Annotated in this window: 23 protein-coding genes and 2 pseudogenes; 23 read left to right on the top strand and 2 right to left on the bottom strand. The window is 66.1% G+C overall.

The window, feature by feature from the left end; all coding sequences use genetic code 11:
* Positions 1-116: 116 nt before the first annotated feature.
* The 6 genes from uvrA to dksA all read left to right on the top strand — a co-directional run bounded on the left by uvrA (position 117) and on the right by dksA (position 7,224).
* Positions 117-2,939 carry an excinuclease ABC subunit UvrA gene (uvrA, locus tag EBS_RS01190; RefSeq protein WP_043106934.1) on the top strand — a complete coding sequence of 941 codons (2,823 nt, stop codon included), beginning with the start codon at positions 117-119 and terminating at the stop codon, positions 2,937-2,939.
* A 318-nt stretch (positions 2,940-3,257) separates the two neighbouring features.
* On the top strand, positions 3,258-3,710 hold the full coding sequence (gene msrB / locus EBS_RS01195) for a peptide-methionine (R)-S-oxide reductase MsrB (protein WP_043109024.1): 453 nt from the start codon (positions 3,258-3,260) through the stop codon (positions 3,708-3,710).
* Between the two features lie 53 nt (positions 3,711-3,763).
* Positions 3,764-4,354 carry a chorismate--pyruvate lyase family protein gene (locus tag EBS_RS01200; RefSeq protein ID WP_052199175.1) on the top strand — a complete coding sequence of 197 codons (591 nt, stop codon included), beginning with the start codon at positions 3,764-3,766 and terminating at the stop codon, positions 4,352-4,354.
* Positions 4,351-5,259: a 4-hydroxybenzoate octaprenyltransferase gene (gene ubiA / locus EBS_RS01205; RefSeq protein ID WP_052199176.1), complete on the top strand. Its 909-nt coding sequence runs from the start codon at positions 4,351-4,353 to the stop codon at positions 5,257-5,259. Before EBS_RS01200 ends, ubiA begins: the two co-directional genes overlap by 4 nt.
* Entirely contained in the window at positions 5,259-6,728 is a 1,470-nt protein-coding gene (locus EBS_RS01210; RefSeq protein WP_043106935.1) for an alpha/beta hydrolase, read from the top strand. Before ubiA ends, EBS_RS01210 begins: the two co-directional genes overlap by 1 nt.
* 76 nt (positions 6,729-6,804) lie before the next feature.
* Positions 6,805-7,224 (top strand): RNA polymerase-binding protein DksA, encoded by a 420-nt coding sequence (gene dksA / locus EBS_RS01215; protein ID WP_043106936.1) that lies wholly within the window; start codon positions 6,805-6,807, stop codon positions 7,222-7,224.
* A 338-nt stretch (positions 7,225-7,562) separates the two neighbouring features.
* Here dksA and EBS_RS01220 read toward each other — a convergent pair whose 3' ends face one another.
* Positions 7,563-8,270: a ComF family protein gene (locus tag EBS_RS01220; RefSeq protein ID WP_148307598.1), complete on the bottom strand. Its 708-nt coding sequence runs from the start codon at positions 8,268-8,270 to the stop codon at positions 7,563-7,565.
* A gap of 151 nt (positions 8,271-8,421) precedes the next feature.
* Between EBS_RS01220 and EBS_RS01225 the strand changes: the two genes are divergently transcribed.
* The 12 genes and pseudogenes from EBS_RS01225 to EBS_RS01280 all read left to right on the top strand — a co-directional run bounded on the left by EBS_RS01225 (position 8,422) and on the right by EBS_RS01280 (position 19,295).
* The gene (locus tag EBS_RS01225; protein ID WP_408065677.1) at positions 8,422-8,781 is read left to right on the top strand and encodes a hypothetical protein; all 360 of its coding nucleotides are present in this window, start codon (positions 8,422-8,424) and stop codon (positions 8,779-8,781) included.
* Positions 8,774-9,763, top strand: a complete 990-nt coding sequence (bioB, locus tag EBS_RS01230) for a biotin synthase BioB (RefSeq protein WP_043106940.1) — start codon at positions 8,774-8,776, stop codon at positions 9,761-9,763. The genes EBS_RS01225 and bioB overlap by 8 nt, the downstream gene beginning before the upstream one ends.
* A 4-nt stretch (positions 9,764-9,767) precedes the next feature.
* On the top strand, positions 9,768-10,934 hold the full coding sequence (bioF, locus tag EBS_RS01235; protein ID WP_043106942.1) for an 8-amino-7-oxononanoate synthase: 1,167 nt from the start codon (positions 9,768-9,770) through the stop codon (positions 10,932-10,934).
* Positions 10,931-11,686 carry a pimeloyl-ACP methyl ester esterase BioH gene (gene bioH / locus EBS_RS01240; protein ID WP_043106943.1) on the top strand — a complete coding sequence of 252 codons (756 nt, stop codon included), beginning with the start codon at positions 10,931-10,933 and terminating at the stop codon, positions 11,684-11,686. The genes bioF and bioH overlap by 4 nt, the downstream gene beginning before the upstream one ends.
* A complete protein-coding gene (gene bioC / locus EBS_RS01245) occupies positions 11,679-12,536 on the top strand; it encodes a malonyl-ACP O-methyltransferase BioC (protein WP_043106945.1) in 858 nt (285 codons plus the stop codon). The genes bioH and bioC overlap by 8 nt, the downstream gene beginning before the upstream one ends.
* Positions 12,533-13,210, top strand: coding sequence for a dethiobiotin synthase (bioD, locus tag EBS_RS01250; RefSeq protein WP_043106946.1), 678 nt, complete (start codon positions 12,533-12,535; stop codon positions 13,208-13,210). The genes bioC and bioD overlap by 4 nt, the downstream gene beginning before the upstream one ends.
* 26 nt (positions 13,211-13,236) lie before the next feature.
* Complete coding sequence (locus EBS_RS01255) at positions 13,237-13,863, top strand: 2OG-Fe(II) oxygenase (RefSeq protein WP_043106947.1); 627 nt, start codon at positions 13,237-13,239, stop codon at positions 13,861-13,863.
* Between the two features lie 489 nt (positions 13,864-14,352).
* Positions 14,353-14,838 (top strand): DUF2244 domain-containing protein, encoded by a 486-nt coding sequence (locus tag EBS_RS01260; RefSeq protein ID WP_052199177.1) that lies wholly within the window; start codon positions 14,353-14,355, stop codon positions 14,836-14,838.
* Between the two features lie 113 nt (positions 14,839-14,951).
* Positions 14,952-16,072: pseudogene (gene coxB / locus EBS_RS01265) on the top strand (cytochrome c oxidase subunit II).
* 20 nt (positions 16,073-16,092) lie between these two features.
* Positions 16,093-17,652: a cytochrome c oxidase subunit I gene (gene ctaD / locus EBS_RS01270; RefSeq protein ID WP_043106948.1), complete on the top strand. Its 1,560-nt coding sequence runs from the start codon at positions 16,093-16,095 to the stop codon at positions 17,650-17,652.
* A gap of 175 nt (positions 17,653-17,827) precedes the next feature.
* On the top strand, positions 17,828-18,373 hold the full coding sequence (locus EBS_RS01275; protein WP_043106949.1) for a cytochrome c oxidase assembly protein: 546 nt from the start codon (positions 17,828-17,830) through the stop codon (positions 18,371-18,373).
* Between the two features lie 55 nt (positions 18,374-18,428).
* Positions 18,429-19,295: a cytochrome c oxidase subunit 3 gene (locus tag EBS_RS01280; RefSeq protein WP_043106950.1), complete on the top strand. Its 867-nt coding sequence runs from the start codon at positions 18,429-18,431 to the stop codon at positions 19,293-19,295.
* Here the strand turns inward: EBS_RS01280 and EBS_RS01285 are convergent.
* A complete protein-coding gene (locus EBS_RS01285; RefSeq protein WP_043109028.1) occupies positions 19,283-19,468 on the bottom strand; it encodes a twin transmembrane helix small protein in 186 nt (61 codons plus the stop codon). The two genes, EBS_RS01280 and EBS_RS01285, sit on opposite strands and share 13 nt — an antisense overlap.
* Positions 19,469-19,512: 44 nt before the next feature.
* Here EBS_RS01285 and EBS_RS01290 point away from each other — a divergent pair, with 44 nt between their 5' ends.
* The 5 genes and pseudogenes from EBS_RS01290 (at position 19,513) to ccoN (ending at position 24,498) form a co-directional block, all read left to right on the top strand.
* The gene (locus EBS_RS01290; RefSeq protein WP_171816156.1) at positions 19,513-20,292 is read left to right on the top strand and encodes an SURF1 family protein; all 780 of its coding nucleotides are present in this window, start codon (positions 19,513-19,515) and stop codon (positions 20,290-20,292) included.
* Between the two features lie 48 nt (positions 20,293-20,340).
* Entirely contained in the window at positions 20,341-20,859 is a 519-nt protein-coding gene (locus EBS_RS01295; RefSeq protein WP_043106952.1) for a hypothetical protein, read from the top strand.
* A gap of 47 nt (positions 20,860-20,906) precedes the next feature.
* Positions 20,907-21,862, top strand: a pseudogene (locus EBS_RS01300) (COX15/CtaA family protein).
* Positions 21,844-22,749 carry a heme o synthase gene (gene cyoE / locus EBS_RS01305; protein WP_052199179.1) on the top strand — a complete coding sequence of 302 codons (906 nt, stop codon included), beginning with the start codon at positions 21,844-21,846 and terminating at the stop codon, positions 22,747-22,749. Before EBS_RS01300 ends, cyoE begins: the two are co-directional and overlap by 19 nt.
* Before the next feature lie 288 nt (positions 22,750-23,037).
* Complete coding sequence (ccoN, locus tag EBS_RS01310) at positions 23,038-24,498, top strand: cytochrome-c oxidase, cbb3-type subunit I (protein ID WP_043106953.1); 1,461 nt, start codon at positions 23,038-23,040, stop codon at positions 24,496-24,498.
* Positions 24,499-24,513 lie beyond the last annotated feature (15 nt).

Raw genomic sequence — 24,513 nt, forward strand, 5'->3', positions numbered from 1 at the left:
GCGCATCGGCGGCCGAGGCCGGCAGGGCGGCGTTGGCAAGGCGCTTTCTTTCCCGCTCGCCGCCCCTTCCCGGATTCCGTAGAATTGACTGGTTTGTCCCTGCTGCACGGAATTCGATGGACACGATCCAGATCCGCGGTGCCCGCACCCACAACCTCAAGAATATCGATCTCGACCTGCCGCGCGACCGGCTGATCGTGATTACCGGTCTGTCGGGCTCGGGCAAGTCCTCGCTGGCCTTCGACACCCTGTACGCCGAGGGTCAGCGGCGCTACGTGGAGTCGCTGTCGGCCTATGCGCGGCAGTTCCTGTCGATGATGGAGAAGCCCGACGTGGACCATATCGAGGGCCTGTCGCCGGCGATCTCCATCGAGCAGAAGACCACCAGCCACAATCCGCGTTCCACGGTGGGGACCATCACCGAGATCTACGACTACCTGCGTCTGCTGTTCGCGCGGGTGGGTACGCCGCGCTGTCCCGAGCACGGCGAGCCGCTGGAGGCGCAGACCGTCTCGCAGATGGTGGACCAGGTGCTGGCCCTGCCCGAGGGCAGCAAGCTGATGCTGCTCGCCCCGGTGGTCAGCGACCGCAAGGGCGAATACCACAGGCTGCTCGGCGAGCTGTACGCCCAGGGCTACATCCGTGCGCGCATCGACGGCGAGATCTTCGAGCTGGACCAGCCGCCCGAGCTGGACCTGCGCCGCAAGCACACCATCGAGGTGGTGATCGACCGCTTCCGGGTGCGCGAGGACCTGCGCCTGCGGCTGGCCGAGTCCTTCGAGACCGCACTGCGCCTGGCCGAGGGCACGGCGCGGGTGGCCTGGATGGACGAAGACCGCGAGGACCTGGTGTTCTCCGCCAACTTCGCCTGCCCGGTGTGTGGCTACAGCATCGAGGAACTGGAACCGCGCCTGTTCTCCTTCAACAACCCGGTCGGCGCCTGTCCCACCTGCGACGGCCTGGGTGTCGAGCAGTTCTTCGATCCGGCCAAGGTGATCACCGACCCCTCGCTGTCGCTGGCCGGCGGCGCCATCCGCGGCTGGGATCGGCGCAATGCCTGGTATTTCCAGTTGATCCGCTCGCTGGCCGAGCACTATGGCTTCGACCCCGAGACCCCCTGGCGGGATCTGCCGAAGCGCATCCGCGAGATCATCCTGCATGGCAGCGGCACCGAGGTCATCGAGTTCACTCACTTCAACGAGCGCGGCCGGGTGGTGAAGAAGACCCACCCCTTCGAGGGCGTGCTCAACAACATGCGCCGCCGCTATCACGAGACCGAGTCCAACGCGGTGCGCGAGGAGCTGGCGCGTTATATCTCGCACCAGCCCTGTCCCGACTGCGCCGGCACCCGCCTCAACGAGGCGGCGCGCAATGTCTTCGTGGCCGACCGCCGTCTGCCCGACCTGGCCGCGCTGCCCATCGAGCAGGGCCTGGCATTCTTCCGCGAACTGCAGCTGCCGGGACACAAGGGCGAGATCGCGGCCAAGATCGTCAAGGAGATCGCCGAGCGGCTGCAGTTCCTGGTGAACGTGGGGCTCAACTACCTGACCCTGGATCGCAGCGCCGAGACGCTGTCCGGCGGCGAGGCCCAGCGCATTCGTCTGGCCAGCCAGATCGGTGCCGGCCTGGTCGGCGTGATGTACGTGCTCGACGAGCCCTCCATCGGCCTGCACCAGCGGGACAACGAGCGCCTGCTCAAGACGCTCACCTATCTGCGCGACCTGGGCAACACCGTGATCGTGGTCGAGCACGACGAGGACGCCATCCGCACCGCCGATCACGTGGTGGACATCGGCCCCGGTGCCGGTCGCCACGGCGGCCAGGTGGTCGCCCAGGGCACACCGGAAGAAATCGCCGCCAGCGAGGCATCACTCACCGGGGCCTACCTGAGCGGCCGCGAGCGCATCGCCATCCCCGAGGCCACCACCCCGCGCGATCCGAAGCGCCTGCTGGTGCTGCGCGGCGCCTCGGGGCACAACCTCAAGGATGTGGACCTGGAGATCCCGGTCGGCCTGTTCACCTGCGTCACCGGGGTCTCGGGCTCGGGCAAGTCCACGCTCATCAACGACACCCTCTACCCGATCGCCGCCAACCGCCTCAACGGTGCCAACCACGACATCGCGCCCTACCGATCGATCAGCGGGCTCAAGCACCTCGACAAGGTGGTGGACATCGACCAGTCGCCCATCGGCCGCACCCCGCGCTCCAACCCGGCCACCTATACCGGCTTGTTCACCCCCATCCGCGAGCTGTTCGCCGGGGTGCCCGAGGCGCGCTCGCGCGGCTACACCCCGGGGCGCTTCAGCTTCAATGTCAAGGGTGGACGCTGCGAGGCCTGTCGCGGCGACGGGGTGATCAAGGTGGAGATGCACTTCCTGCCCGACATCTACGTGCAGTGCGATGTGTGCAAGGGCCAGCGCTACAACCGCGAGACGCTCGAGATCCGCTACAAGGGCAAGAACATCAACGAAGTGCTGGAAATGACCGTGGAGCAGGCGCTGGAGTTCTTCGACGCGGTGCCGGTCATCCGCCGCAAGCTGCAGACCCTGGTGGACGTGGGACTGAGCTACATCACCCTGGGGCAGAACGCCACCACCCTCTCCGGTGGCGAGGCGCAGCGGGTGAAGCTCTCGCGCGAGCTGTCCAAGCGCGACACCGGCAGCACCCTCTACATCCTCGACGAGCCCACCACCGGCCTGCACTTCCACGACGTCAGGCAACTGCTCGGTGTGCTGCATCGCCTGCGCGACCACGGCAACACCGTGGTGGTCATCGAGCACAACCTGGACGTGATCAAGACCGCCGACTGGATCGTGGACCTCGGTCCCGAGGGCGGCGACGGTGGCGGCGAGATCATCGCCACCGGCACCCCGCGCGAGGTCGCGCAGATGGAACACTCGCATACCGGACGCTTCCTGAGGCCGTTCTTCGAGGGGTGAGGTTTCCTCGGCCGGGCGCCAGGGCTTTTGATGGGCACGGCCCTTCGGACCCTTGCCCATCCTAGCAGCCTGTCGGACTTGACCGTTCGCAGCGAAAATTCGCGGGAGCGGATCAAATGAGTTTATTCGAATGAGGAGAATAGCGGGCCTATTTGACGAATTCGATAAGCTCAGTCGATCACTATCCGCGGATTTACAGCCGGACAGTGTCAAGTCCGACAGGCTGCTAGCAGTGTCGGGTTTGTTGAATGGTGGGTAGGATGGGCAAAGGCGCATCGCGCCGTGCCCATCATTGGGCTGGATCACGAGGAGACAGCGATGAGGAAATGGCACAAGGCACCGGAGGCAATCGCGCGGCTCACCCCCGAGCAGTATCGCGTCACCCAGGAGAACGGCACCGAGTACCCCGGCACGGGCGAGTACCTGCACAACGAGGAACCGGGCATCTACGTGGACGTGGTCTCGGGTGAGCCCCTGTTCCTGTCGATCGACAAGTTCGACTCGGGCTGCGGTTGGCCGAGCTTTGCACGCCCGGCCGAGCCCGACTGCATCGTCGAGCGGCGCGACACCAGCCACGGCATGATGCGCACCGAGGTGCGTTCACGCTACGGCGACAGTCACCTGGGGCATGTCTTTCCCGACGGGCCGCCGGAGCGGGGCGGGCTGCGATATTGCATCAACTCGGCGGGGCTGCGATTCGTGCACCGCGACGACATGGAAGCGGAGGGTTATGGCGACTACCTGCCGCTGCTCGATCGGGCCGCGGACTGAGCCGGGGGGCGGGCCGGCGTGCGATAATGTGCCTTTTCCGTTTCCGGGCAGAGATGTTCAAGCCGCAGAATCGTATCGCCGAGCCCCGCTGGATCGACTGGACGCGCCTGCGTCCCGGCCTCGTGCCGCCCGGAAGTGGCCGCCCGGAAGTGGCCGCCTGGCTGCGTGATCCGGGGTCGCTGACGCGTGCCGTGGTGCAGGCCTGTGCCGGCGATTTCGGGGTGGTGGTGCAGCGTCAGGACTGGGCGCGCGCCCTGCCCAGCGAGCAGCGCTGGCTGGGGGCCTCGCCCGCCGAGCGCTGTCTGGTACGCGAGGTGAAGCTGCGTTGCGACGACACGCCCTGGGTGTTCGCGCGTACCCTGATTCCCGCCACCAGCCTGCGTGGTCCGGCGCGGCGCCTGGCGCGGCTGCGCAGCCGGCCGCTGGGTGCGGTGCTGTTCGCCGACCCGTGCACCCGGCGGCTGGGTGTGCAGCTGGCACGGCTGGATGCCCGCCATGCGCTGTATCATGCGGCCTGTTCGCACCTGGACAAGGACCGTCTCCCGGCGGCCATCTGGGGGCGGCGCACCCGGTTCTCCTATGCGGGCAAGCCCTTGCTGGTGAACGAGATCTTCCTGCCGGCCATCCCGGCACGCACGTCATGAGCGAACAGTACCCGCGCATCGATGCCCTGGAACAGCAACGCCCGGCCTGGCAGCGGCGACTGCGCGCCTACTGGAAGCTGATCCGCGCCGATCGGCCGATCGGCATCTTCCTGTTGCTGTGGCCCGCGCTGTGGGCGTTGTGGATCGCGGGCGAGGGCAACCCGCCCTGGCAGGTGGCGCTGATCTTCGTGCTCGGCACTGTGCTGATGCGCTCGGCCGGCTGCGCCATCAACGACTACGCCGACCGCGATTTCGATGGCCACGTGGAGCGCACCGCCGGCCGCCCCCTGGCCACTGGCCTGATCCGCCCGCGCGAGGCACTGGCGGTGTTCGCGGTGCTGGCGCTGGCCGCCTTCGGGCTGGTGCTGTTCCTCAATCGGCTCACCGTGATGATCTCCTTCGTGGCGGTGACGCTGGCCGCGGTCTATCCGTTCATGAAGCGCTATACCCACCTGCCGCAACTGGTGCTGGGCATGGCCTTCGGTTGGGCGGTGCCCATGGCCTTCACCGCCCTGCATGGCACGGTGCCGCCATTTGCCTGGGAACTGTTCGCCGCCACCGTGATCTGGGCGCTGATCTACGACACCGAGTACGCCATGGTCGATCGCGAGGACGACCTGAGGATCGGCATCAAGTCCAGCGCCATTCTGTTCGGTCGTCATGACCGGCTGATCATCGGCCTGCTGCAGTTGGCGATGCTGGCCCTGCTGTGGGATGTCGGCCGCCGCGCCGGGCTGGGCTGGGGCTGGTGGGGCGGCCTGCTGGCCGGCGCCGGCCTGTTCGCCTGGCAGCAGGTGCTGATCCGCCATCGCGAGCGGCAGGCTTGCTTTCGTGCCTTTCTCAACAACAATGCCTTCGGGCTGGTGTTGTTCCTCGGCCTGTTCCTCGACTACCTGTCGCGTTGATGCGTCGTCTCGCTGTCCTGTTGTGGCTGCTGATCGCCGCTTTGTGGTGGGGCTGGGGCGCCCTGCATGCCCCGCCGGTCGCGCGCGTGCTGGCCGACGGCAGCCGCCTGGACTGGGGCCAATGCTGGTTCGACACGCCTTCCTGGCGGCCGGTGCACTGTGGCTGGCTGCGCCGACCGCGAGAAGGCATTGCCCTGCCGGTGGTCTACCTGCCGGCCTTCTTCTGGCAGCGACGGCAATCGCCGGTGCTGTACGTCTCCGGCGGGCCGGGTGGGGCCACCGGCCTGGACGACGAGGTGATGCCGGCCTGGCTGAACTGGCTGGACGAGGTCGACTGGGCGGCTGATGTGATCCTCTACGACCAGCGCGGGGTGGGGCGCAGCCGGCCGGCCGTCGACTGTCCGGAGGTGCGCGCCGAGCAGCGCGCGCTGCTCGACAGTCAGGCGCCGCAGGAACAGCAATACCGGCGCCTGCAAGACGCGCGTCGCGCCTGCCGCGACCGCCTGCTGGCCGAGGGGGTCGACCTGACCGCTTTCCACACCCCGGCGAACGCCGACGATGCGCTGGCGCTGGTCGGTGCCCTGGGGCTGTCGCGCTGGCGCCTGTACGGGGTCTCCTATGGCACCCGGGTGGCGCTGGAGATACTGCGCCGCGCCCCGACCGGGCTGGAGGCGGCGGTGCTCGATTCGGTCTATCCGCCACCGATGCACCCCGAGGCGCAGGATGCCTGGCTGCTGGCGCGCGCCCTGCACCTGGCGACCGTGGTGTGCGAGCGCCTGGGTTGCGAGGCGCCGGCCATGCGCCTGCGCGCCGATCTCGAGCAGGCCATGGCACGCCTGCGCAGCCGGCCGCTGCGGCTCACCCTGCGCGACCCGGCAGGCGGGGCGCCGCTGACCCTGTCGCTCGACGATGCCGACCTGGCCTGGCTGATCTTCGATGCCGAATACCAGTGGAGCGACCTGGAACGCCTGCCCGGCCTGCTCGCCGAACTGGCGGACGGTCGTGCGGGGCCGATCACCCGCGCGCTGGCGCAGGGCTCGCTGGAGGGCCTGCTGGGCGAAGGCATGAGCGAAGCGGTGGCCGATTCGGTAGACTGCTCGGACAATCCCCCGTTGTCCGCGGCGGCGTTCCGGCGCTCGCTGCGGCGCTACCCGGCGGTGGCGGCGATCAAGGCCCTGGACTGGCGTTACAGTCCCTGCCGCATCTGGCCGCGCGCGCCGGTGGCCACGGCCTTCGCACGCCCGGTGCACAGCCGGCTGCCGGTGCTGTTGCTTGCCGGCGAATTCGACCCGGTGACGCCGCCGCAATGGGCCGAGGCGGCGGCGCGTACCCTGTCGCGCGGCGAGGTGCTGATCTTTCTCGGCATCGGTCACGGGGTGCTCGACTCCGATGCCTGCGCGCTCGAGGTGGTGCGTGCGTTCTGGGCCTCGCCGGAGGCACCAGCGGTGCCCGTCTGTCTGGCACCGTGACCGGCGCGCTTGATTTATCGGCGGCATGCCGGTAAAACCCTGCGCCTTGGATCAATCACATCTGGAGTAGCGTCGCATGGCCGTGGAGCTTCCACCCGACTATCGTCCGAGCCCCGACGAGGAATACATGAACCCCATGCAGCTGGAGTACTTCCGGCGCAAGCTGCTGGCCTGGCGGGACGAGCTGATGCAGGAGGCCCAGGAGACGCTGGACAACCTGCGTGACGAGTCCTACCAGGATGTTGGCGACGAGGCGGACCGCGCCAGCCGCGAGAGCGAGCACGGTCTCGAGCTGCGCACCCGCGACCGCTACCGCAAGCTGCTGCGCAAGATCGAGCAGGCGCTCGAGCGCATCGATGATGGTTCCTATGGCTACTGCGAGGACACCGGCGAGCCGATCGGCATCAAGCGCCTCGAGGCGCGGCCCATCGCCACCCTGAGCATCGATGCCCAGGAACGCCGCGAGATGAAGGAAAAGGTGCTCGCCGACCGGTAGCCCGAATATTTCACCAGCCGAACAACGCTTCAGTCCATAAGATACTGATTGAACAGAAATGGCAATGAGGAAGGCCAGTCGTCGGTTGCGGTTTGTTCCCGGCGTTGTTCTATCCCGATTCCGGCGGTTTCTCGCTCACTGTGGCTTGGTTTTCACTCACGATAGCGCGGGCTATCGCTTTCGCTCCAAACCGGCACCACAGTGGCTGCGAATCCCGCCGGCTCTCGGGATGCTGGTGAATTTTCGGGCTAGCCTGGAAAACGGCTTTCATCCCCTACCGCCACGCGAGGGGGAAGCCCTGTGTATCCCTTCAGACCTTCCCGCGCGCGGGGGATTGATCAGACGTTCCTCGAGTGTGGTGGCGGGGTGCGTGCCACCGCCCAGATCTCTACCCATTCCGCCCCTGCGCGCTTGAGCGCCACCGCGGCCGCGCGCGCCGTGGCCCCGGTGGTCATGACATCGTCGATCAGTGCCACCCGTGCCGGTGGTGTGCTGCCCTGCCAGGCGAAGGCCCCGCGCAGGTTGCGCAGGCGCTCGCGGCGTGAACTGGTGTGCTGGGTTGGCGCGGTGCGTATGCGCTGCAGCGAGTGGCTGTCCCAGGGGGTGTCATGTGCCCCGGCCACGACCCGGCACAGTTCCGCGGCCTGATTGAAGCCACGCTCGCGCAGGCGCGCCGGGTGCAGGGGGACCGGGAACAGGCAATCGACGGTCCGCCCCGCCACCGCGTTCGCCAGCAGTTGGCCCAGCAGTGTGCCTGCCGCGAGATCGTGCCGGAACTTGAGCGCGCCGATCAGGCGGTCGATGGGCGGGGCATAGCGAAAGGGCATCAGCGCCTGGTCGAAGGGCGGCGGGTCGGCCAGGCAGGTGCCGCACAATGTGCCTTCTTCGGCGCTCGCCAGCGGCAGGCCGCAGTGTGTACAGGCGGCACCCAGCCAGGGCAGGTCGCGCGCGCAGGCCGGGCACAGGGCGGCAACGGCCGTTGCCGGCGCCTGGCACAGGTGGCAACGGGGGGCGGGCAGCAGGTTCTGGACAATCCTTGTCCACATGTCGACTTCCATGGGCTTCCCAGGTTGACAAGGGCGCAGGCGGGGCCAAGAATGCCCGGCTGATCCCTTGCATCCGGAGTCTCGACCCATGGATCCCGACCGTCAAGACGGCGCGCGCGTCATCAAGGCCGCGTCTTCCCGCTTTGCCGCCATGCAGATGGATATCGGCAACATTGTCAGCATGTTGCTGCCGCCCCTGCCGCTGCTGTGGTTCGGTGCCTCCATGCTGGTGTATGCCATGCACCGTCACCACCCCGATCCCCGGGTCGGCGAGTACACTCGCTGGGCGGGCTATCGCTTCTACGCGGTGATGGGCCTGATCATCCCGGTCGGTACCTTCTTTCCGGGGGATGCCAAGATCGCCTGGCTGGTCGCCTGGATCGTGGGCATCCTCGTCATCGTGCCCTGGTCGGCCTGGTCCATCCTGCGCGCGCGCCGCGAGGACTGGCACGACATCGTGCTCCCACCGCCCGAAGAAGACGCAGCCGAGGAGGTGCCCGAACATGTCTGAGTCTGTCATCCGCCACGACTGGCAACTGGACGAGATCGAGGCGCTGTTCGCGCTGCCGTTCAACGACCTGCTGTTCCGCGCCCAGCAGGTGCACCGCCAGCACTTCGATCCCAACGAGGTGCAGGTGAGCACCCTGCTGTCGATCAAGACGGGCGCCTGTCCGGAGGACTGCGGCTACTGCTCGCAGAGTGCGCGCCACGACACCGGCCTGGAGCGCGAGCGCCTGCTGCCGCTCGAGGAAGTGGTGGCCGCGGCGAAGGCAGCGCGCGAGAAGGGGGCGACCCGCTTCTGCATGGGCGCGGCCTGGCGCAATCCCACCGACCGGAATCTCGAGCGGGTGATCGAGATGATCCAGGCGGTGCGTGCGCTGGGCATGGAGACCTGCGTCACCCTGGGCATGCTCAGTGCAGAGCAGGCGGCACGCCTGCGCGAGGCCGGGCTGGACTACTACAATCACAATCTCGACACCTCGCCGGAGTTCTACGGCAACGTGATTACCACCCGCACTTTCGAGGATCGCATCGAGACCCTGAAGCACGTGCGCGAGGCGGGTATCAATGTCTGCGCCGGCGGCATCCTCGGCATGGGCGAGGCCCCGCGTGACCGCGCGCGCATGCTGCAGGAGCTGGCCAACCTGTCCGAGCACCCGCAGTCGGTGCCGATCAACATGCTGGTGCAGGTCGAGGGCACGCCGCTGTTCGGCGTGGACGGCATCGACCCGCTGGACTTCGTACGCAACATTGCGGTGGCGCGCATCCTGATGCCCAGGTCGCATGTGCGGCTCTCGGCCGGGCGCACTGACATGAGCGACGAGCTGCAGGCCCTGTGTTTCCTGGCCGGGGCCAACTCCATCTTCTACGGCGAGCGTCTGCTGACCACCGACAACCCCGACGCCGACCACGACCACCGCCTGTTCGAACGCCTGGGACTCCGCGCGCAGGCAGCGCCGGCGGACGAGCAGAAGGTTTGCTGCGGCGCCTGATCCCATGCACCCGTTCGAGGGACTGGCCGAGGCGCTGGCCGAACGCGAGGCCGCCGGCCTGTACCGCCGCCGCCGCGTGATCGAGGGTGCGCAGGGTCCGCGCTTGCACGTGCACGGGCGCGAGCTGTTGGCCTTCTGCAGCAACGACTACCTGGGCCTGGCGGGCGACCCGCGCCTGGCCGAGGCGCTGGCCCGCGGGGCACGCGAGATGGGCACCGGCAGCGGGGCAGCGCACCTGGTCAGCGGACATCACCGCGCCCATCACGCGCTGGAGGAAGAACTGGCCGCCTTCGTGGGTGCCGAGCGCGCGCTGCTGTTCTCCACCGGCTACATGGCCAATCTCGGGGTGATCCCGGCCCTGCTCGGGCGCGGTGACACCGTCATCGAGGACCGCCTCAACCATGCCTCGCTGATCGACGGGGCGCGCCTGAGCGGGGCGCGCCTGCGGCGCTGGCCGCATGGTGATCTCGCGGGTCTGCAACGTCAGCTCGGGCACGCCTCGGGAAGGGTCCTGGTAGCGGTGGACGCGGTGTTCAGCATGGACGGCGACCGCGCCCCGCTGGGCGAGCTGGCACGGCTGGTCGCGCAGCACGAGGCGGCGCTGATGATCGACGATGCCCATGGCTTCGGGGTGCTCGGCCCGCTGGGACGGGGGAGTCTGGCCGCGGCCGGGCTGGGCTTCGATGCGGTACCGCTCTACATGGCCACTCTGGGAAAGGCGCTCGGCGTGGCCGGGGCCTTCGTGGCGGGCAGCGAGCTGCTGGTCGAGACCCTGATCCAGCGTGCCCGTCCCTATGTTTATACGACTGCCATGCCGCCGGCGCTGGCCGAGGCGACCCGCGCCGCCCTGCGCATCGCCGCCGAGGAGGACTGGCGGCGCGAGCGCCTGCGCGCGCTGACCGAGCGTTTCCGGCGCGAGGCGGCGGGGCTGGGGCTGTGCCTGGCAGACTCGGATACTCCCATCCAGCCGCTGTTGCTGGGCGATGCCGCCACCGCTCTGCGCTGGAGCGAGGCGCTGGCCATGCGCGGCATCCTGGTGCCGGCGATTCGTCCGCCCACCGTGCCCGAGGGCAGCGCCCGGCTGCGCATCACCTTCTCGGCCGCGCACGAAGAGGCCGATCTGGATCACCTGCTCGAGGCGCTGGATTCGGTGCGCCGGGAGGCGGCATGAGGCTCTGGCATGTCACCGAGGGCGGTGGTCCGCCGCTGCTGTTGCTGCACGGCTGGGGACTGCACGCCGGGGTCTGGGAGCCGCTGCTGCCGGCGCTTTACGAGCGTTTCGCGATCACTCGAATCGAGCTGCCAGGACACGGCGAGAGCGCGCCGCCGGCCAGCGCGCGCCTGGCCGACTGGGCCGAGGCGGTGCTGGCGGTGGCACCGCCGCGGGCGCACTGGCTGGGCTGGTCGCTGGGTGGGCTGGTGGCACAGCAGGCGGCGCTGCTCGCGCCCGAACGCATCGAGCGCCTGTCGCTGGTGGCCAGCACGCCGCGTTTCGTGCAGGACGCCGACTGGGCCTGTGCCATGCCGCGCGCCACTTTCGAGCAGTTCGCCGCCGCTCTGGGCGACGACATGCCGGGCACCCTGCGGCGCTTCCTGGCATTGCAGGTGCGTGGCGCGGAGCACGCGCGCGACACCCTGCGCACGCTGGACGCCGCGCTGGCGCGCCGCCCGGCCGCAGTCCCTGCCGGGCTGGAGGCCGGACTCGCCCTGTTGCTCGAGAGCGACCTGCGCGCCGACTGGGCACGCCTGTCGGCCCCGCTGCGGCTGTTGCTGGGGCAGCGCGACACCCTGGTGCCGGCGGCGCTGGCCGAGGCCGTGCCGGCGCTGCGCGGCGACGCGAGCGTGCGGGTGCTGGCCGGTGCCGGGCATGCGCCCTTCCTGTCGCACCAGGCAGCCTTCCTGGAGTGGCTGGCCGATGACTGAGTTTCGTATCGACAAGCGCCAGGCACGGCGTACCTTCTCGCGCGCCGCCGGCAGCTACGATGCCCACGCGGTGCTGCAGCACGAGATCGCCGATCGTCTGCTCGAGCGCCTGGACTACGTGAAGCTGCGACCGCGTCGCATTCTCGATCTCGGCTGCGGTACCGGTCGTGCCAGCGCGGCGCTGCTGCGGCGTTATCCCGGTGCCGAGGTGGTGGCGCTGGACTTCGCTCTGCCCATGCTGGCGCAGGCACGGCGCCGGGGGCGCTGGCTGCGGCGGCCGCGCGCTGTCTGCGGTGACATGGACTGCCTGCCGCTGGCCGCGCAGTGCTTCGACCTGGTGTTCTCCAGTGCGGCCATCCAGTGGAGCGCCGATCCGGCCGGCGCCATCCGCGAGATGCACCGGGTGTTGCGCCCGGGTGGCCTGCTGATGTTTACCAGCTTTGGCCCCGACACCTTGCGCGAGCTGCGCATCGCCTGGGCCGAGGTGGATGGCGCGGTGCATGCGCACGACTTCATCGACATGCACGACTATGGTGACATGCTGGTGGCCGCGGGGCTGGCCGATCCGGTGATGGACGTGGAGCGGCTGACCCTCACCTATGCCGATGCGCGCGGCCTGCTGCGCGATCTGAAGGCCATTGGCGCCAACAATGCCGCGGCCGGTCGCGCGCGCGGGCTCACCGGGCCTGCGCGGCTGCGCGCCTTCGAGCGCGCCTACGAACGCTTTCGCGATGCCGAAGGCCGCCTGCCGGCCAGCTACGAGGTGATCTACGGTCATGCCTGGGGCGCGGAGCAGCGCCGCGAGGGCGAGGCCGTGCTGGTCTCTCCCGAGGTATTGCGGCGGCGATGAAGGGCCTGTTTCTCACCGGCACCGACACCGACTGTGGCAAGACCCGGGTGGCCGTGGCCCTGGCCCATGCGCTGCGCGCCGCGGGTTACCGGGTCGCGCCGTTCAAGCCGGTGGCCGCCGGGGCCGAGCGCAGGTCTGCGGGACTGCGCAATGCCGACGCCGAGACCCTGATCGCCGCCTGCGGCGGGGGCTGGGACTACGGTCTGGTCAATCCGTATTGCTTCGCGCCGCCCGTCTCGCCGCATCTGGCCGCGGCCGAGGCGGGAGAGGTGGTCGATGCGACCGTGCTGCGGGGGGCCGCCGAGCAACTGGCGGCACAGGCCGACCTGCTGCTGGTCGAGGGCGCGGGCGGTTGGCTGGCGCCGCTGGGGTCGGGGATCAACATCGAGGACCTGGCGCTGGCGCTGGGCCTGCCGGTGGTGCTGGTGGTGGGGCTGCGCCTGGGGTGCCTGAACCATGCGCAACTCAGTGCCGATCGCATCCGCCGCAGTGGTGCGGGCCTGGCTGGCTGGATCGGTTCGATGGTCGATCCGGGCATGGCGCGGTGCGAGGAGAACATCGCCACCCTGCGGGACTTGCTCCCGGCGCCCTGTCTGGGCATCCTTCCGCCGCTGGCGCCAGGCGAGAGTGGCGCGCGGCACGTGGTCATCGAACGACTCGAGACGGCTCTGTAGCATTTTCCCCGTGCGTGGGTGCAGTCATGGCCCGGCGGACACGTGAGGAGATCGAACAGCAGATCGTCGAGGGCCTGGCGGGCCCCGGCTGGGTAGTGATCGACGACTTCCTGGAACCCGACCTGTGGCGTGCGCTGGCGCGTGGTGCCTGGCATGCCGAGGGCGGTGGCGGCTTTCGTGCGGCCGGCATCGGCCGGGAAGGGCGGCTTGCCGCGGCAGTGCGTGGCGACCGCATCCGCTGGCTGGAGAGCCGCCCCGCCGAGCGTCACGAGCGGTGTTTTCTGCAGCGCGTCGAGTCGCTGCGCCTCGCGATCAATCGCCGGCTCTGGTTCGGCCTGCTCGATTTCGAAACGCATTACGCCCTGTATCCGCCGGGTGCGGCCTATGCCCGGCACCTGGATCGTCCGGCGGGCCGGCCGGAGCGCACGGTGACCCTCATCTGCTACCTGAACGAGGACTGGCGCGAAGGCGAGGGCGGCGCCTTGCGGCTGTACCTGGCCGATGGCGGGCATCGGGACCTGTTGCCGCTGGGTGGCCGTGCCGTGGTGTTCCTGAGCGAGTGCTTCGAGCACGAGGTACTGCCCGCGAACCGGCCCCGCCTGGCGCTCACCGGCTGGTACCGGCAGCGGGTGCATGGGAATGTCATGGTTTGAGTGGCGGTGGGGGAAGGTGCCGCGTGTGTCTTGCATGACGGAACCTCGGCACAAGTCATGAAACCTGATCTCACCACCGAAATGCGTGCTCTACGCAGTCTGTCTTCGCAGTAGCAGGCTATTCCATGCCATTGGCGCCTTGAACCGACGCAAATCGGTTGGTGATCTCGTCGCTCGATGCCGGTTTGGAAGTCCCCGAGGAAAGGGAGTGGAATATCATAATGTTTGAATATTAAATATTTGATTGACTTTTTATAAAAAATACTTGTGCCGTTTCATTAATAAATTAACTTGCCCTCCTGTTCCGGTCTCTATAGGCTGCATGCTCGAACCCAGACCGGTTTCTGGTTGGTCCTCTCTTCGAAGCTGTATTGAAGGCCGCTCCGGCCTGGCAGTAACACCAATTAAATAAGTACAACCGTCGGTAGTTCCGTCTGTGGCGTGTGGCGGACCGATGGCATCAGTCATAACAGGGTGAGATACAGCTTCATGCTCAGCACCTATTGCACGCCAGGCCGTGCCGAGTGCCAGGTCGTCATCCGTCCCAACCGGTCGTTGACCTGGCGCCAGTCCCTGTTTTTCATCGGCCTCGTTTCCCTGTTGTTGTTCACCGTGTCTGGCGTGTTCGCCTCTCTGGGCTATTGGCTGGTACTGCCATTTGCCGGTCTGGAGGTGCTTGCGCTGCTGGCAGCCACCTGGTGGGTCGCCGAGCGCGGCATGGACTGTGAAATGGTCTGGCTGAATGCCACCGAAGTGCGTGTGGACAAGGGGCGCAGGGCCTGTTCGCGTCTCACGAGTCGAAAGTGTTTCCCCCGGGCCTGGGTGCGCATCGAGCTACGCCGCAGGTCCGGCTGGTATCCGCTCCAGCTGTTGATCGGTGCGTCCGGCGTCTGGGTGGAGCTCGGGGCCTTTCTCGCCGACGGCGAGAAGCAGAGCCTGGCCAACGAATTGAACCGGCTGCTGTCCAGCGCCTGAAGCAGGGCCGTTGCCGGCGTCATTCGATGCAGTACAACGATAACCATCAAAGCAGAGTGGGAGAGCAAGCAGTGAGAGTGAAAAGAAGTGTTGGGAGGAGGGTGCTGCCGGCCATGCTTGCATTGGCCGCTGGGCCTGTGTTGGCGGACTGGAGTCTGCTGAACATGCGTGAAGGGGTTACCAGCACCAGTCGCGCGGTGCATGACCTGCACATGATCATCCTCTGGGTCTGCGTGGTGATCGGCATCGTGGTGTTCGGTGCCATGATCTACGCCATGCTCAGGCATCGCAAGTCGAAGGGAGCCGTTGCTGCGCAGTTCCACGAGAGCACCACCATGGAGGTCATTTGGACGATCATTCCGATCGTGATCCTGGTGAGCATGGCGATCCCGGCGACCAAGACGCTGCTCGCCATGGAAGATACCAGCGAGGCCGACATGACCGTCAAGGTCACCGGCATCCAGTGGAAGTGGAAATATGACTACATCGACGGTGAGGCCGCCGGTATCTCTCTCATCAGTTCATTGCATCCCGACCACAATAACGCCCGCTTGCGCGGTGCGAGCGGGAGCGCCGAGAACCTGCGCGAGCAGTTCGGCGATACCTATCTGCGTGAGGTGGACAATCCGCTGGTCATTCCCACCGGCAAGAAGGTGCGCTTCCTGCTCACCGCGGCCGATGTGATCCATTCCTGGTGGGTGCCCGATCTGGGCTGGAAGAAGGATGCCATCCCCGGCTTCGTCAACGAGAGCTGGACTCGGGTGGACAAGCCCGGGGTGTACCGGGGCAAGTGCGCCGAGCTGTGTGGCAAGGACCACGGCTTCATGCCCATCGTGGTGGTGGCCATGGCGCCGGACGACTACAAGGCCTGGGTGGCGCAGCAGAAGGGCAATGCGGCACAGGCCGCCGCGGCCGCCGACAGGACCTGGAGCAAGGAAGACCTGATCGCCCGCGGCGAAAACGTCTACCGCACCAACTGTGCGGCTTGTCACCAGGTCAGCGGCAAGGGGCTTCCGCCAGCCTTCCCGGCGCTGGCCGGCAGCCCCATCTCGAATGGCAGCGATGCCAGCAAGCATATCGAGACGGTGATGAACGGTCGTCCGGGCACCGCGATGGCTGCCTCAAGGGGCTGCTCAACGACGTGGACCTGGCCGCTGTCATCACCTATGAGCGCAATGCCTGGGGCAACAACGGCGGTATCGTGCAACCCGCCGAGATCAAGGCCGCCCGATAAGCAAGACGGAGAGAGCACAGATGAGTACCGCAACTGCAACGCACGACGAACATCACGACCACGGCCCCGCCAAGGGCCTGATGCGCTGGATCACGACGACCAACCACAAGGACATCGGGACCCTTTACCTGGTGTTCGCGCTGATCATGTTCTTCATCGGCGGCGCCATGGCCATGGTGATCCGCGCCGGGCTGTTCCAGCCCGGCATGCAACTGGTCGATCCCCAGTTCTTCAACTCCATGACCACGGTGCACGCCCTGGTGATGATCTTCGGCGCGGTGATGCCGGCGTTCACTGGGCTGGCCAACTGGCTGATCCCGATGATGATCGGCGCGCCCGACATGGCCTTGCCCAGGATGAACAACCTGTCGTTCTGGATACTGCCGTTCGCCTTTACCCTGTTGCTGTCTACCTTCTTCATGGAGGGGGGTGGCCCCGCCGGCGGCTGGACCCTCTATCCGCCGCTGTCGTTGCAGATGGGTGATGGCTTTCCGTTCATGATCTTTGCCATCCACCTGGCTGGTATCAGCTCGATCATGGGTTCGATCAACGTGATCGTCACCATCCTCAACATGCGCGCACCGGGCATGACCCTGATGAAGATGCCGCTGTTCGTGTGGACCTGGCTGATCACCGCCTACCTGCTGATTGCCACCATGCCGGTGCTGGCCGGGGCAGTGACCATGCTGCTGACCGACAAGTTTGCCGGTACCAGCTTCTTCAACGCGGCGGGTGGTGGCGACCCGGTGATGTACCAGCACATCTTCTGGTTCTTCGGGCATCCCGAGGTGTACATCCTGATCCTGCCGGCCTTTGGCATCATCTCGGCGATCGTGCCCACCTTCGCGCGCAAGCCGCTGTTCGGCTACAGCTCCATGGTGTATGCCACCGCTTCGATCGCCTTCCTCTCGTTCATCGTCTGGGCGCACCACATGTTCACCGTGGGCATGCCCGTGGTAGGCGAGCTGTTCTTCATGTATGCCACCATGATGATCGCGGTGCCCACCGGAGTGAAGGTGTTCAACTGGGTATCCACCATGTGGAAGGGGGCCATGACCTTCGAGACCCCCATGCTGTTTGCCATCGGCTTCATCATGATGTTCACCATCGGTGGTTTTTCTGGCCTGATGCTGGCCATCGCGCCAGCGGACTTCCAGTACCACGATACCTATTTCGTGGTGGCGCACTTCCATTACGTGCTGGTGACCGGTGCCACCTACTACTGGCTGCCGAAGTGGACCGGCAAGATGTATGACGAGCGCCTGGGCAAGATCCACTTCTGGCTCTCCACCATCTCGGTCAACGTGCTGTTCTTTCCGCAGCACTTCCTGGGGCTGGCCGGGATGCCACGCCGTATCCCGGATTACTCGGTGCAGTTCGCTGACTGGAACATGGTCTCGTCCATCGGTGGTTTCGTGTTCGGTGCCTCGCAGCTGCTGTTCCTCTGGGTGGTGATCAAGACCGTCCGCGGAGGCGAGAAGGCAACCGACCGGGTATGGGAGGGCGCGAACGGTCTGGAGTGGACCCTGCCATCGCCGCCGCCCTATCACAGCTTCACCGAAGCGCCTGTCATCAAGTAAACGAGGTCTAAGGCCTGCCCGGGGGCAGGCCGGTCGAACAGGAGATCGAGTCATGCGGGAGCAGACGGCAGACAAGGGAAAGGCCAATGTGCGCCTGGCCATCTTTCTCGGCGTGGTGGCCTTCGGGCTGTTCCTCGCCGGCATGTACATGGCTGTGAAGAAGGCGGGTTGAGGAATGACGGACGAAGACAGGAATCGGCGTTCGGTCAGGCGTATCGCCCTGGTCGTCATTGCCATGTTCGGCTTCGGCTACCTGCTGGTGCCGCTGTACGACGTGTTCTGCGAGATCACCGGGCTCAACGGCAAGACCGGCCGTATCAATGAGGCCGAGGTGGCGGCGAGCTACCGGCCCGATCCTTCGCGGACCCTGACCATCCAGTTCGTCGCCAGCAACAGTGCCGACATGCCGTGGGACTTCCGGCCCGCCGTGGCCACCATGGAGGTGCATCCGGGGCAGCTGTATGCCACCTACTTCGTGGCGGCCAATCGTACCGGGCAGCGCATGGTGGCGCAGGCCATCCCCAGCATGGCCCCGACCCGGGCGGCACGCTACTTCAACAAGACGGAATGTTTCTGTTTCAACCAGCAACCGCTCGAGGCCGGCGAGGAAAAGCAGATGCCCTTGCGTTTCATCGTCGATCCCAGGCTGCCGAAGGACATCAAGACCCTGACCCTGGCCTATTCCCTGTTCGACGTGTCCGGGCGCACGGCCAGCAGGTGACCACGAATCGACCACCGGAAAAGACAACCAGCACAGACATCAAAGGGGAGAGAGGATGACACATACCGCAAACGACTATTACGTGCCGCACGGCAGCTACTGGCCTATCGTGGCGGCCATCGCCATGTTCATCACGGTGATCGGTGCGGCCCTCTGGTTCAACGGCGAGTTGAACGGTCGCATGGTGCTGTTCATTGGCCTGGGTCTGATTGCCTTCATGATGTTCGGTTGGTTCGGCACCGTGATCCGCGAGAATCTCAAGGGGGTGTACAACGAACAGGTGGATCGCTCCTTCCGCCAGGGCATGATGTGGTTCACCTTCTCCGAGGTGATGTTCTTCGCCGCCTTCTTCGGCGCCCTGTTCTATGCGCGGGTGCTGTCGGTGCCCTGGTTGCTGGGCATGGACTCGGGCTTTACCACGCACGAAGTGCTCTGGCAGGGCTTCAGCGAGGCCTGGCCGACCAACGGGCCCGGTGATGTCGGTGGCGAGTTCGAGCCCATGGGCCCCTGGGGGATTCCGGCGCTCAACACCCTGCTGTTGCTGAGTTCGGGTGTGACCATCACCCTGTCACACTGGGCGTTGAAGGCGGGCGATCGCGGCAAGAGTGTGCTGTGGCTGATCGCCACCGTGCTGCTGGGTTTGACCTTCCTCGGTTTCCAGGCCTACGAATACATCCACGCTTACACCGAGATGGATCTGACCCTGGCCTCCGGTATCTATGGTTCCACCTTTTTCATGCTCACCGGCTTCCACGGCATGCATGTGACCATCGGCACCATCATGCTGATCGTCATTGCCCTGCGTGCGGCGAAGGGGCACTTCACGGCCGACGATCACTTCGCCTTCGAGGGCGTGGCCTGGTATTGGCACTTCGTGGACGTGGTCTGGCTGGGGCTGTTCATCTTCGTCTACGTGTTGTGAGGACTCAGCGCCATGAGGAACAGGAACAGACCCAGCGAGAGGCCGATGCGGAAGCTCAATGCCTTGACGGTGCGCTTGGACGACCCCTTGTCCTTGACCAGGTAGTAGAGGCCAGAGGCCAGACTGAGCAGGATGCCCGCGAAGATGGAGATGATGAGAATCCTGATCCACATGGCGGTGGTCTCCATGAACCCTGCGTGGGCTCTGGTGAATGGCAGTGAGTGAAGTTCGACAGTATAGCAGCGCAGAGGGGGTCGGCCGTTTGAGGATCGGACGCTATCAGTTTCGTCCCGGGGTGGTTCCCAGCCTGGTGTTCCTGGTGTTGATGGCCCTGCTGCTCTCGCTGGCCAACTGGCAATGGCATCGTGCGGGTGAAAAGCAGCGGCTGCTCGAGGCGCGCGAGGCGCACCGCCAGGCGCCCCCTCTGGTACTGGACCGGGAGCTACCGGACGCTGTGTCCGACCGTTTTCGTCCCGCCCTGGCCCGGGGGCACTACCTGGCGGATCAGCAGTGGCTGCTGGACAACCGGGTATACCGGGGGCAGGCCGGTTATCACGTGTTCAGCCTGTTCCGTACCACCAGCGGCCGGCAGTTGCTTGTCAACCGAGGCTGGGTGCCCGTGGGGCATGACCGGGAGTTTCTGCCTGAATTGCCCTTGCCGGTCGGCGAAGTGGTTTTGCGCGGGCGCCTGGACCGCCCCGAGTCGGTCGGTCTGGTGATGGGCACGCCGCCGCTCGAAAGCCTGGAACGGCGAGTGGTGTTGCAGAGCCTGGATGTCGCGGCGCTGTCGGCTGCTCGTGGCCTTGGCCTGATGTCGTTGACCCTGGTGCTCGACGAGAGGCAACCGGGCGCCTTGCAATACGACTGGGCGCCGGTGGCGGAAATGGGGCCAGAGCGGCACCTGGGGTATGCCGTGCAGTGGCTGGCCCTGGCCGTGGCGCTGTTGATCATCTATGTCGGGGTCAATACCCGGCGCATCGAACCGAAGGAGGACTGAGTGGAGCAGGTGTTGGCAGTATCCCGCAGGGGGCGACGACAGTTCCTGATGATCGTCGGATTGTTTCTGTTGCCGCCGCTGGCCGCCTGGCTTGCATGGGACTACTTGAGCAGTCACGGGGTGACGGCCACCACCAACAACGGGGAGCTGATCTCGCCGGCACGACCGGTGGACCTGTCGCACCTCGATTATGCGGACGGGCAGTCTTTCGGTGACCTGAAGGGGCGCTGGGTGTTCGTGGTGTTCTCCGGTGCCGCCTGTGATGCGCTCTGCGAGAGGCAGCTCTACCTGACCCGGCAGGTGCGCATCGGCGTCAACAAGGACCTGCCGCGCGTGCGTCGTCTGCTGGTGGTGCGCGGAGGCGAAGCGGTGGCGATGCGCAAGGCGCTGGAGCCCGCGCACCCCGACCTGGTGGTGGCCGGCGGAGCCGAGACGGCGTTGCTCTCGGCCTTTCGGGGGGAAGGGTTCGCGCCCGATGGCTCGCGCTTCTTCCTGGTCGATCCGCTGGGCAACCTGATGATGTTCTACACCCTCGACGAGCAGGGCAATGGCGTGGCCCAGGGCTAGGGCATGCTCAAGGACCTGCAGAAGCTACTCAAGGTGTCGCAGATCGGATGAACGCCGTTGCTGCCACCCTGGTGCTGGCCTTCTGTGTGATCGTGCTGGGAGCCTATACCCGGCTGTCGGATGCCGGCCTGGGCTGTCCCGACTGGCCGACCTGCTATGGCCATCTCACCGTGCCCGACAGCCCCGAGGCGGTGGAACAGAAACACTACCTCGACCAGCGCCCGCTGGAGCCGGCCAAGGGCTGGGCGGAGATGATCCACCGCTATTTCGCCGGCACGCTCGGCTTGTTCATCCTGGTGATCACGGTATGGTCGTGGCGCCTGCGGCGTCACCATCCCGACCAACCCCTGCTGCTGCTGGGCGTGGTGATCTTCCAGGCCCTGCTCGGCATGTGGACCGTGACGCTGCTGCTCAAGCCTCTCTGGTGGTCATGGGGCACCTGCTGGGCGGGTTCACCACCCTGGGGCTGTTGTTCCTGTTGCTGCGCATCACCGGCAGGCGGCTGGGGTTCGGTCCGCGCGGTCGGGTATTGGCATCGATCGCGCTGGTCGTGCTGGTGACCCAGATCGCGCTGGGTGGCTGGACCAGCACCAACTACGCGGCCCTGTCCTGTACCGATTTTCCGACCTGCCAGGGCAGCTGGTGGCCCGAGATGGATTTCTCCGAGGCCTTCGTCATGTGGCGCGGGCTGGGCATCAACTACGAGTATGGCGTGCTGGAGCACCCGGCGCGCACCGCCATCCACGTGACTCACCGGTTCGGCGCGCTGACCACCCTGCTGGTGGTGGGTGGCTTCGCCCTGTACCTGCTTGGCCGGGGTGGCCCGGCACGTCGTGCCGGCATTCCGGTGCTGTTGTTGCTGGTGCTGCAGATCGGGTTGGGCATCGGCAACGTCCTGTTGCATCTGCCCTTGCCGGTGGCGGTGGCACACAATGCGGTGGCAGCCCTGCTGCTGCTTTCACTCATCAATGCGAGCTATCTGTTATGGCGTCGACATTACTGAATACCCGGGAAGGGCTCCTTGCCGACTGGCGTGACTATCTCGAGCTGTGCAAGCCCAAGGTGGTGCTGCTGATCGTGTTCACCGCCGTGGTGGGCATGCTGCTGGCCAGTCCCGGCCTGCCACCATTGACCGTGTTGCTCGCTGCGACATCCGGCATCGGCCTGGCCGCGGCTTCGGCCGCGGCGATCAATCACGTGGTGGACCGGCGCATCGATGCCATCATGGGGCGCACGCACGGACGCCCCCTGCCCAAGGGGTCGGTAACACCGCGGCAGGCGCTGGTCTTCGCCTTTGTGATCGGGGGGCTGGCGATGGTCCTGCTGGTCGCCTGGGTCAATGTGCTCACTGCCGCACTGACCTTCGGGTCACTGATCGGCTACGCGGTGATCTACACCATGTACCTGAAGCGCGCCACGCCACAGAATATCGTCATCGGTGGTGCCGCGGGGGCTGCGCCGCCCCTGCTGGGCTGGGCGGCGGTGACCGGCAGTGTCGATCCTGGCGCCATGCTGCTGTTCCTGATCATCTTCACCTGGACGCCACCACACTTCTGGGCGTTGGTCATCCACCGGACCGAGGAGTACCGCAAGGTGGACATGCCCATGCTGCCGGTGACGCATGGCAAGGACTACACTCGCCTGCAGATCCTGCTCTATACGGTGCTGCTGTTCGTGGTCACCCTGCTGCCGTTCAGCTATGGCATGAGCGGCATACCCTACCTCGCGGGAGTGCTGCCGCTGAACCTGGGCTTCCTGTACTACGCGGTCCAGCTCTACCGCAACGAGGACCCGCGCATGCCCATGCGCACCTTCGGTTATTCCATCGTCTACCTGATGGCCCTGTTCGCCTTGCTGCTGGTCGATCACTATCTGCCACTACTGTACTGAGGCCCGGTGATTTGGCATTCCGGCTGGCGTTGTGATTCCTGAAACCCCAAAGTCAGTGTGGCTAGAGTTTCAGCATTGACTTATAAAGGGTTTTTCCCTAGGATACCCGACCCTGACGACCCCTCGCGCTGAACCGGCGGGAGCGGTTGCTACCCCAGCGGGGCCGTGTCCGATTCGTCTGCGGCACACCCGCAATCCGGAAGCGCATCCTGAACGGACGGTTTGCCGCCGTCTGGCGGGGCGGGCTTTTTTTGTTGGATCAGTCAAATCTAGAGTGGGATTCGATCTATGGCACAGGGTGCAGTAGCTGCGGAGACGCAGTACGACTACGACATTGTCAAGAAATTCGCCATCATGGCGCTGGTGTGGGGGGTGCTCGGCATGACCGCGGGCACCTACATCGCGTCCGAGCTGGCGTTTCCGTTCCTCAACTTCGATATCGCGCAGATCACCTTTGGACGGCTACGTCCGGGTCACACCACCATGGTGATCTTCGGCTTCGGCGGCAACGCCCTGTTTGCCACCTCCTACTACGTGGTGCAGCGTACCTGTCAGGCTCGCCTGTGGGGTAGCGGTCTGGCCAATTTCACCTTCTGGGGCTGGCAGGTCGCGCTGGTGGTCGGTGTGCTTGGGTATCTGAACGGCATCACCGACGGCAAGGAATATGCCGAGTTTCCCTGGTACGTCGATATCCTGATTACCGTGGTCTGGGTGGCCTATTTCGTGGTCTACGTGCAGACCCTGCGTCGTCGCAGTCAGCCGCACATCTACGTGGCCAACTGGTTCTACCTGGCCTTCATCCTGGCCACCGCCATCCTGCACATCTTCCGCAACCTGGCGGTGCCGGTCGGTCTGTTCCACCCCGAGTCCTACAGCCTGTACGCCGGCGTGCAGGACGCCATGGTGCAGTGGTGGTACGGCCACAACGCGGTGGGCTTCTTCCTGACCGCGGCCTTCCTCGGCATGATGTACTACTTTGTGCCCAAGCAGGCGGGGCGCCCGATCTATTCCTACCGGCTGTCCATCATTCACTTCTGGGCGCTGTCCTTCATGTACATGTGGGTCGGTGGTCACCACCTGCACTGGACCGCGCTGCCCGACTGGACCAGTTCGCTGGCCGCGGCCTTCTCCATCCTGCTGCTGATGCCTTCCTGGGGCGGCATGATCAACGGCATCATGACCCTGTCCGGCGCCTGGGAGAAGCTGCGCACCGACCCGATCATGCTGTTCCTGATCACCGCGCTGTCGTTCTACGGCATGTCCACCTTCGAGGGGCCGATGATGTCGCTCAAGAGCGTCAACGCCCTGTCGCACTACACCGACTGGACCGTTGGCCACGTGCACTCCGGCGCGCTGGGCTGGGTGGCCATGATCACCTTCGGCTCCTTCTATCATCTGATTCCGCGCCTCTGGGAGACCCGTCTGTGGAGCACCCGTCTGGTGTACGTCCACTTCTGGCTGGCCACCATCGGCATCGTGCTGTACATCGCCGCCATGTGGGTCTCCGGCATCGGCCAGGGCCTGATGCTGCGCGCCTTCGACGAGTACGGCAACCTGGCCTACACCTTCATCGAGTCGGTGCAGTTCATGCACTGGCCACTGGTGGTGCGAGCCCTGGGTGGCGCCTTCTTCGTCAGCGGCATCCTGCTGATGTGCTTCAACGTGGCCATGACCATCCGCACCGCGAAGCAGGAGCAGGCCGCACTGGAGGCCAGGATTGCGGCCAAGATGGCCAAGGCCGGCGCTTGAGAGGTATGTGAACGA

The organism is endosymbiont of unidentified scaly snail isolate Monju, assembly GCF_000801295.1.
Lineage (GTDB): Bacteria > Pseudomonadota > Gammaproteobacteria > Chromatiales > Chromatiaceae > MONJU.

Bases quoted from the DNA above. Each gene is read 5' to 3' on its own strand.
- uvrA (WP_043106934.1), top strand. From the start codon at position 117: ATGGACACGATCCAGATCCGCGGTGCCCGCACCCACAACCTCAAGAAT.
- msrB (WP_043109024.1), top strand. From the start codon at position 3,258: ATGAGGAAATGGCACAAGGCACCGGAGGCAATCGCGCGGCTCACCCCC.
- EBS_RS01200 (WP_052199175.1), top strand. From the start codon at position 3,764: ATGTTCAAGCCGCAGAATCGTATCGCCGAGCCCCGCTGGATCGACTGG.
- ubiA (WP_052199176.1), top strand. From the start codon at position 4,351: ATGAGCGAACAGTACCCGCGCATCGATGCCCTGGAACAGCAACGCCCG.
- EBS_RS01210 (WP_043106935.1), top strand. From the start codon at position 5,259: ATGCGTCGTCTCGCTGTCCTGTTGTGGCTGCTGATCGCCGCTTTGTGG.
- dksA (WP_043106936.1), top strand. From the start codon at position 6,805: ATGGCCGTGGAGCTTCCACCCGACTATCGTCCGAGCCCCGACGAGGAA.
- EBS_RS01220 (WP_148307598.1), bottom strand. From the start codon at position 8,270: ATGTGGACAAGGATTGTCCAGAACCTGCTGCCCGCCCCCCGTTGCCAC.
- EBS_RS01225 (WP_408065677.1), top strand. From the start codon at position 8,422: ATGCAGATGGATATCGGCAACATTGTCAGCATGTTGCTGCCGCCCCTG.
- bioB (WP_043106940.1), top strand. From the start codon at position 8,774: ATGTCTGAGTCTGTCATCCGCCACGACTGGCAACTGGACGAGATCGAG.
- bioF (WP_043106942.1), top strand. From the start codon at position 9,768: ATGCACCCGTTCGAGGGACTGGCCGAGGCGCTGGCCGAACGCGAGGCC.
- bioH (WP_043106943.1), top strand. From the start codon at position 10,931: ATGAGGCTCTGGCATGTCACCGAGGGCGGTGGTCCGCCGCTGCTGTTG.
- bioC (WP_043106945.1), top strand. From the start codon at position 11,679: ATGACTGAGTTTCGTATCGACAAGCGCCAGGCACGGCGTACCTTCTCG.
- bioD (WP_043106946.1), top strand. From the start codon at position 12,533: ATGAAGGGCCTGTTTCTCACCGGCACCGACACCGACTGTGGCAAGACC.
- EBS_RS01255 (WP_043106947.1), top strand. From the start codon at position 13,237: ATGGCCCGGCGGACACGTGAGGAGATCGAACAGCAGATCGTCGAGGGC.
- EBS_RS01260 (WP_052199177.1), top strand. From the start codon at position 14,353: ATGCTCAGCACCTATTGCACGCCAGGCCGTGCCGAGTGCCAGGTCGTC.
- ctaD (WP_043106948.1), top strand. From the start codon at position 16,093: ATGAGTACCGCAACTGCAACGCACGACGAACATCACGACCACGGCCCC.
- EBS_RS01275 (WP_043106949.1), top strand. From the start codon at position 17,828: ATGACGGACGAAGACAGGAATCGGCGTTCGGTCAGGCGTATCGCCCTG.
- EBS_RS01280 (WP_043106950.1), top strand. From the start codon at position 18,429: ATGACACATACCGCAAACGACTATTACGTGCCGCACGGCAGCTACTGG.
- EBS_RS01285 (WP_043109028.1), bottom strand. From the start codon at position 19,468: ATGTGGATCAGGATTCTCATCATCTCCATCTTCGCGGGCATCCTGCTC.
- EBS_RS01295 (WP_043106952.1), top strand. From the start codon at position 20,341: ATGATCGTCGGATTGTTTCTGTTGCCGCCGCTGGCCGCCTGGCTTGCA.
- cyoE (WP_052199179.1), top strand. From the start codon at position 21,844: ATGGCGTCGACATTACTGAATACCCGGGAAGGGCTCCTTGCCGACTGG.
- ccoN (WP_043106953.1), top strand. From the start codon at position 23,038: ATGGCACAGGGTGCAGTAGCTGCGGAGACGCAGTACGACTACGACATT.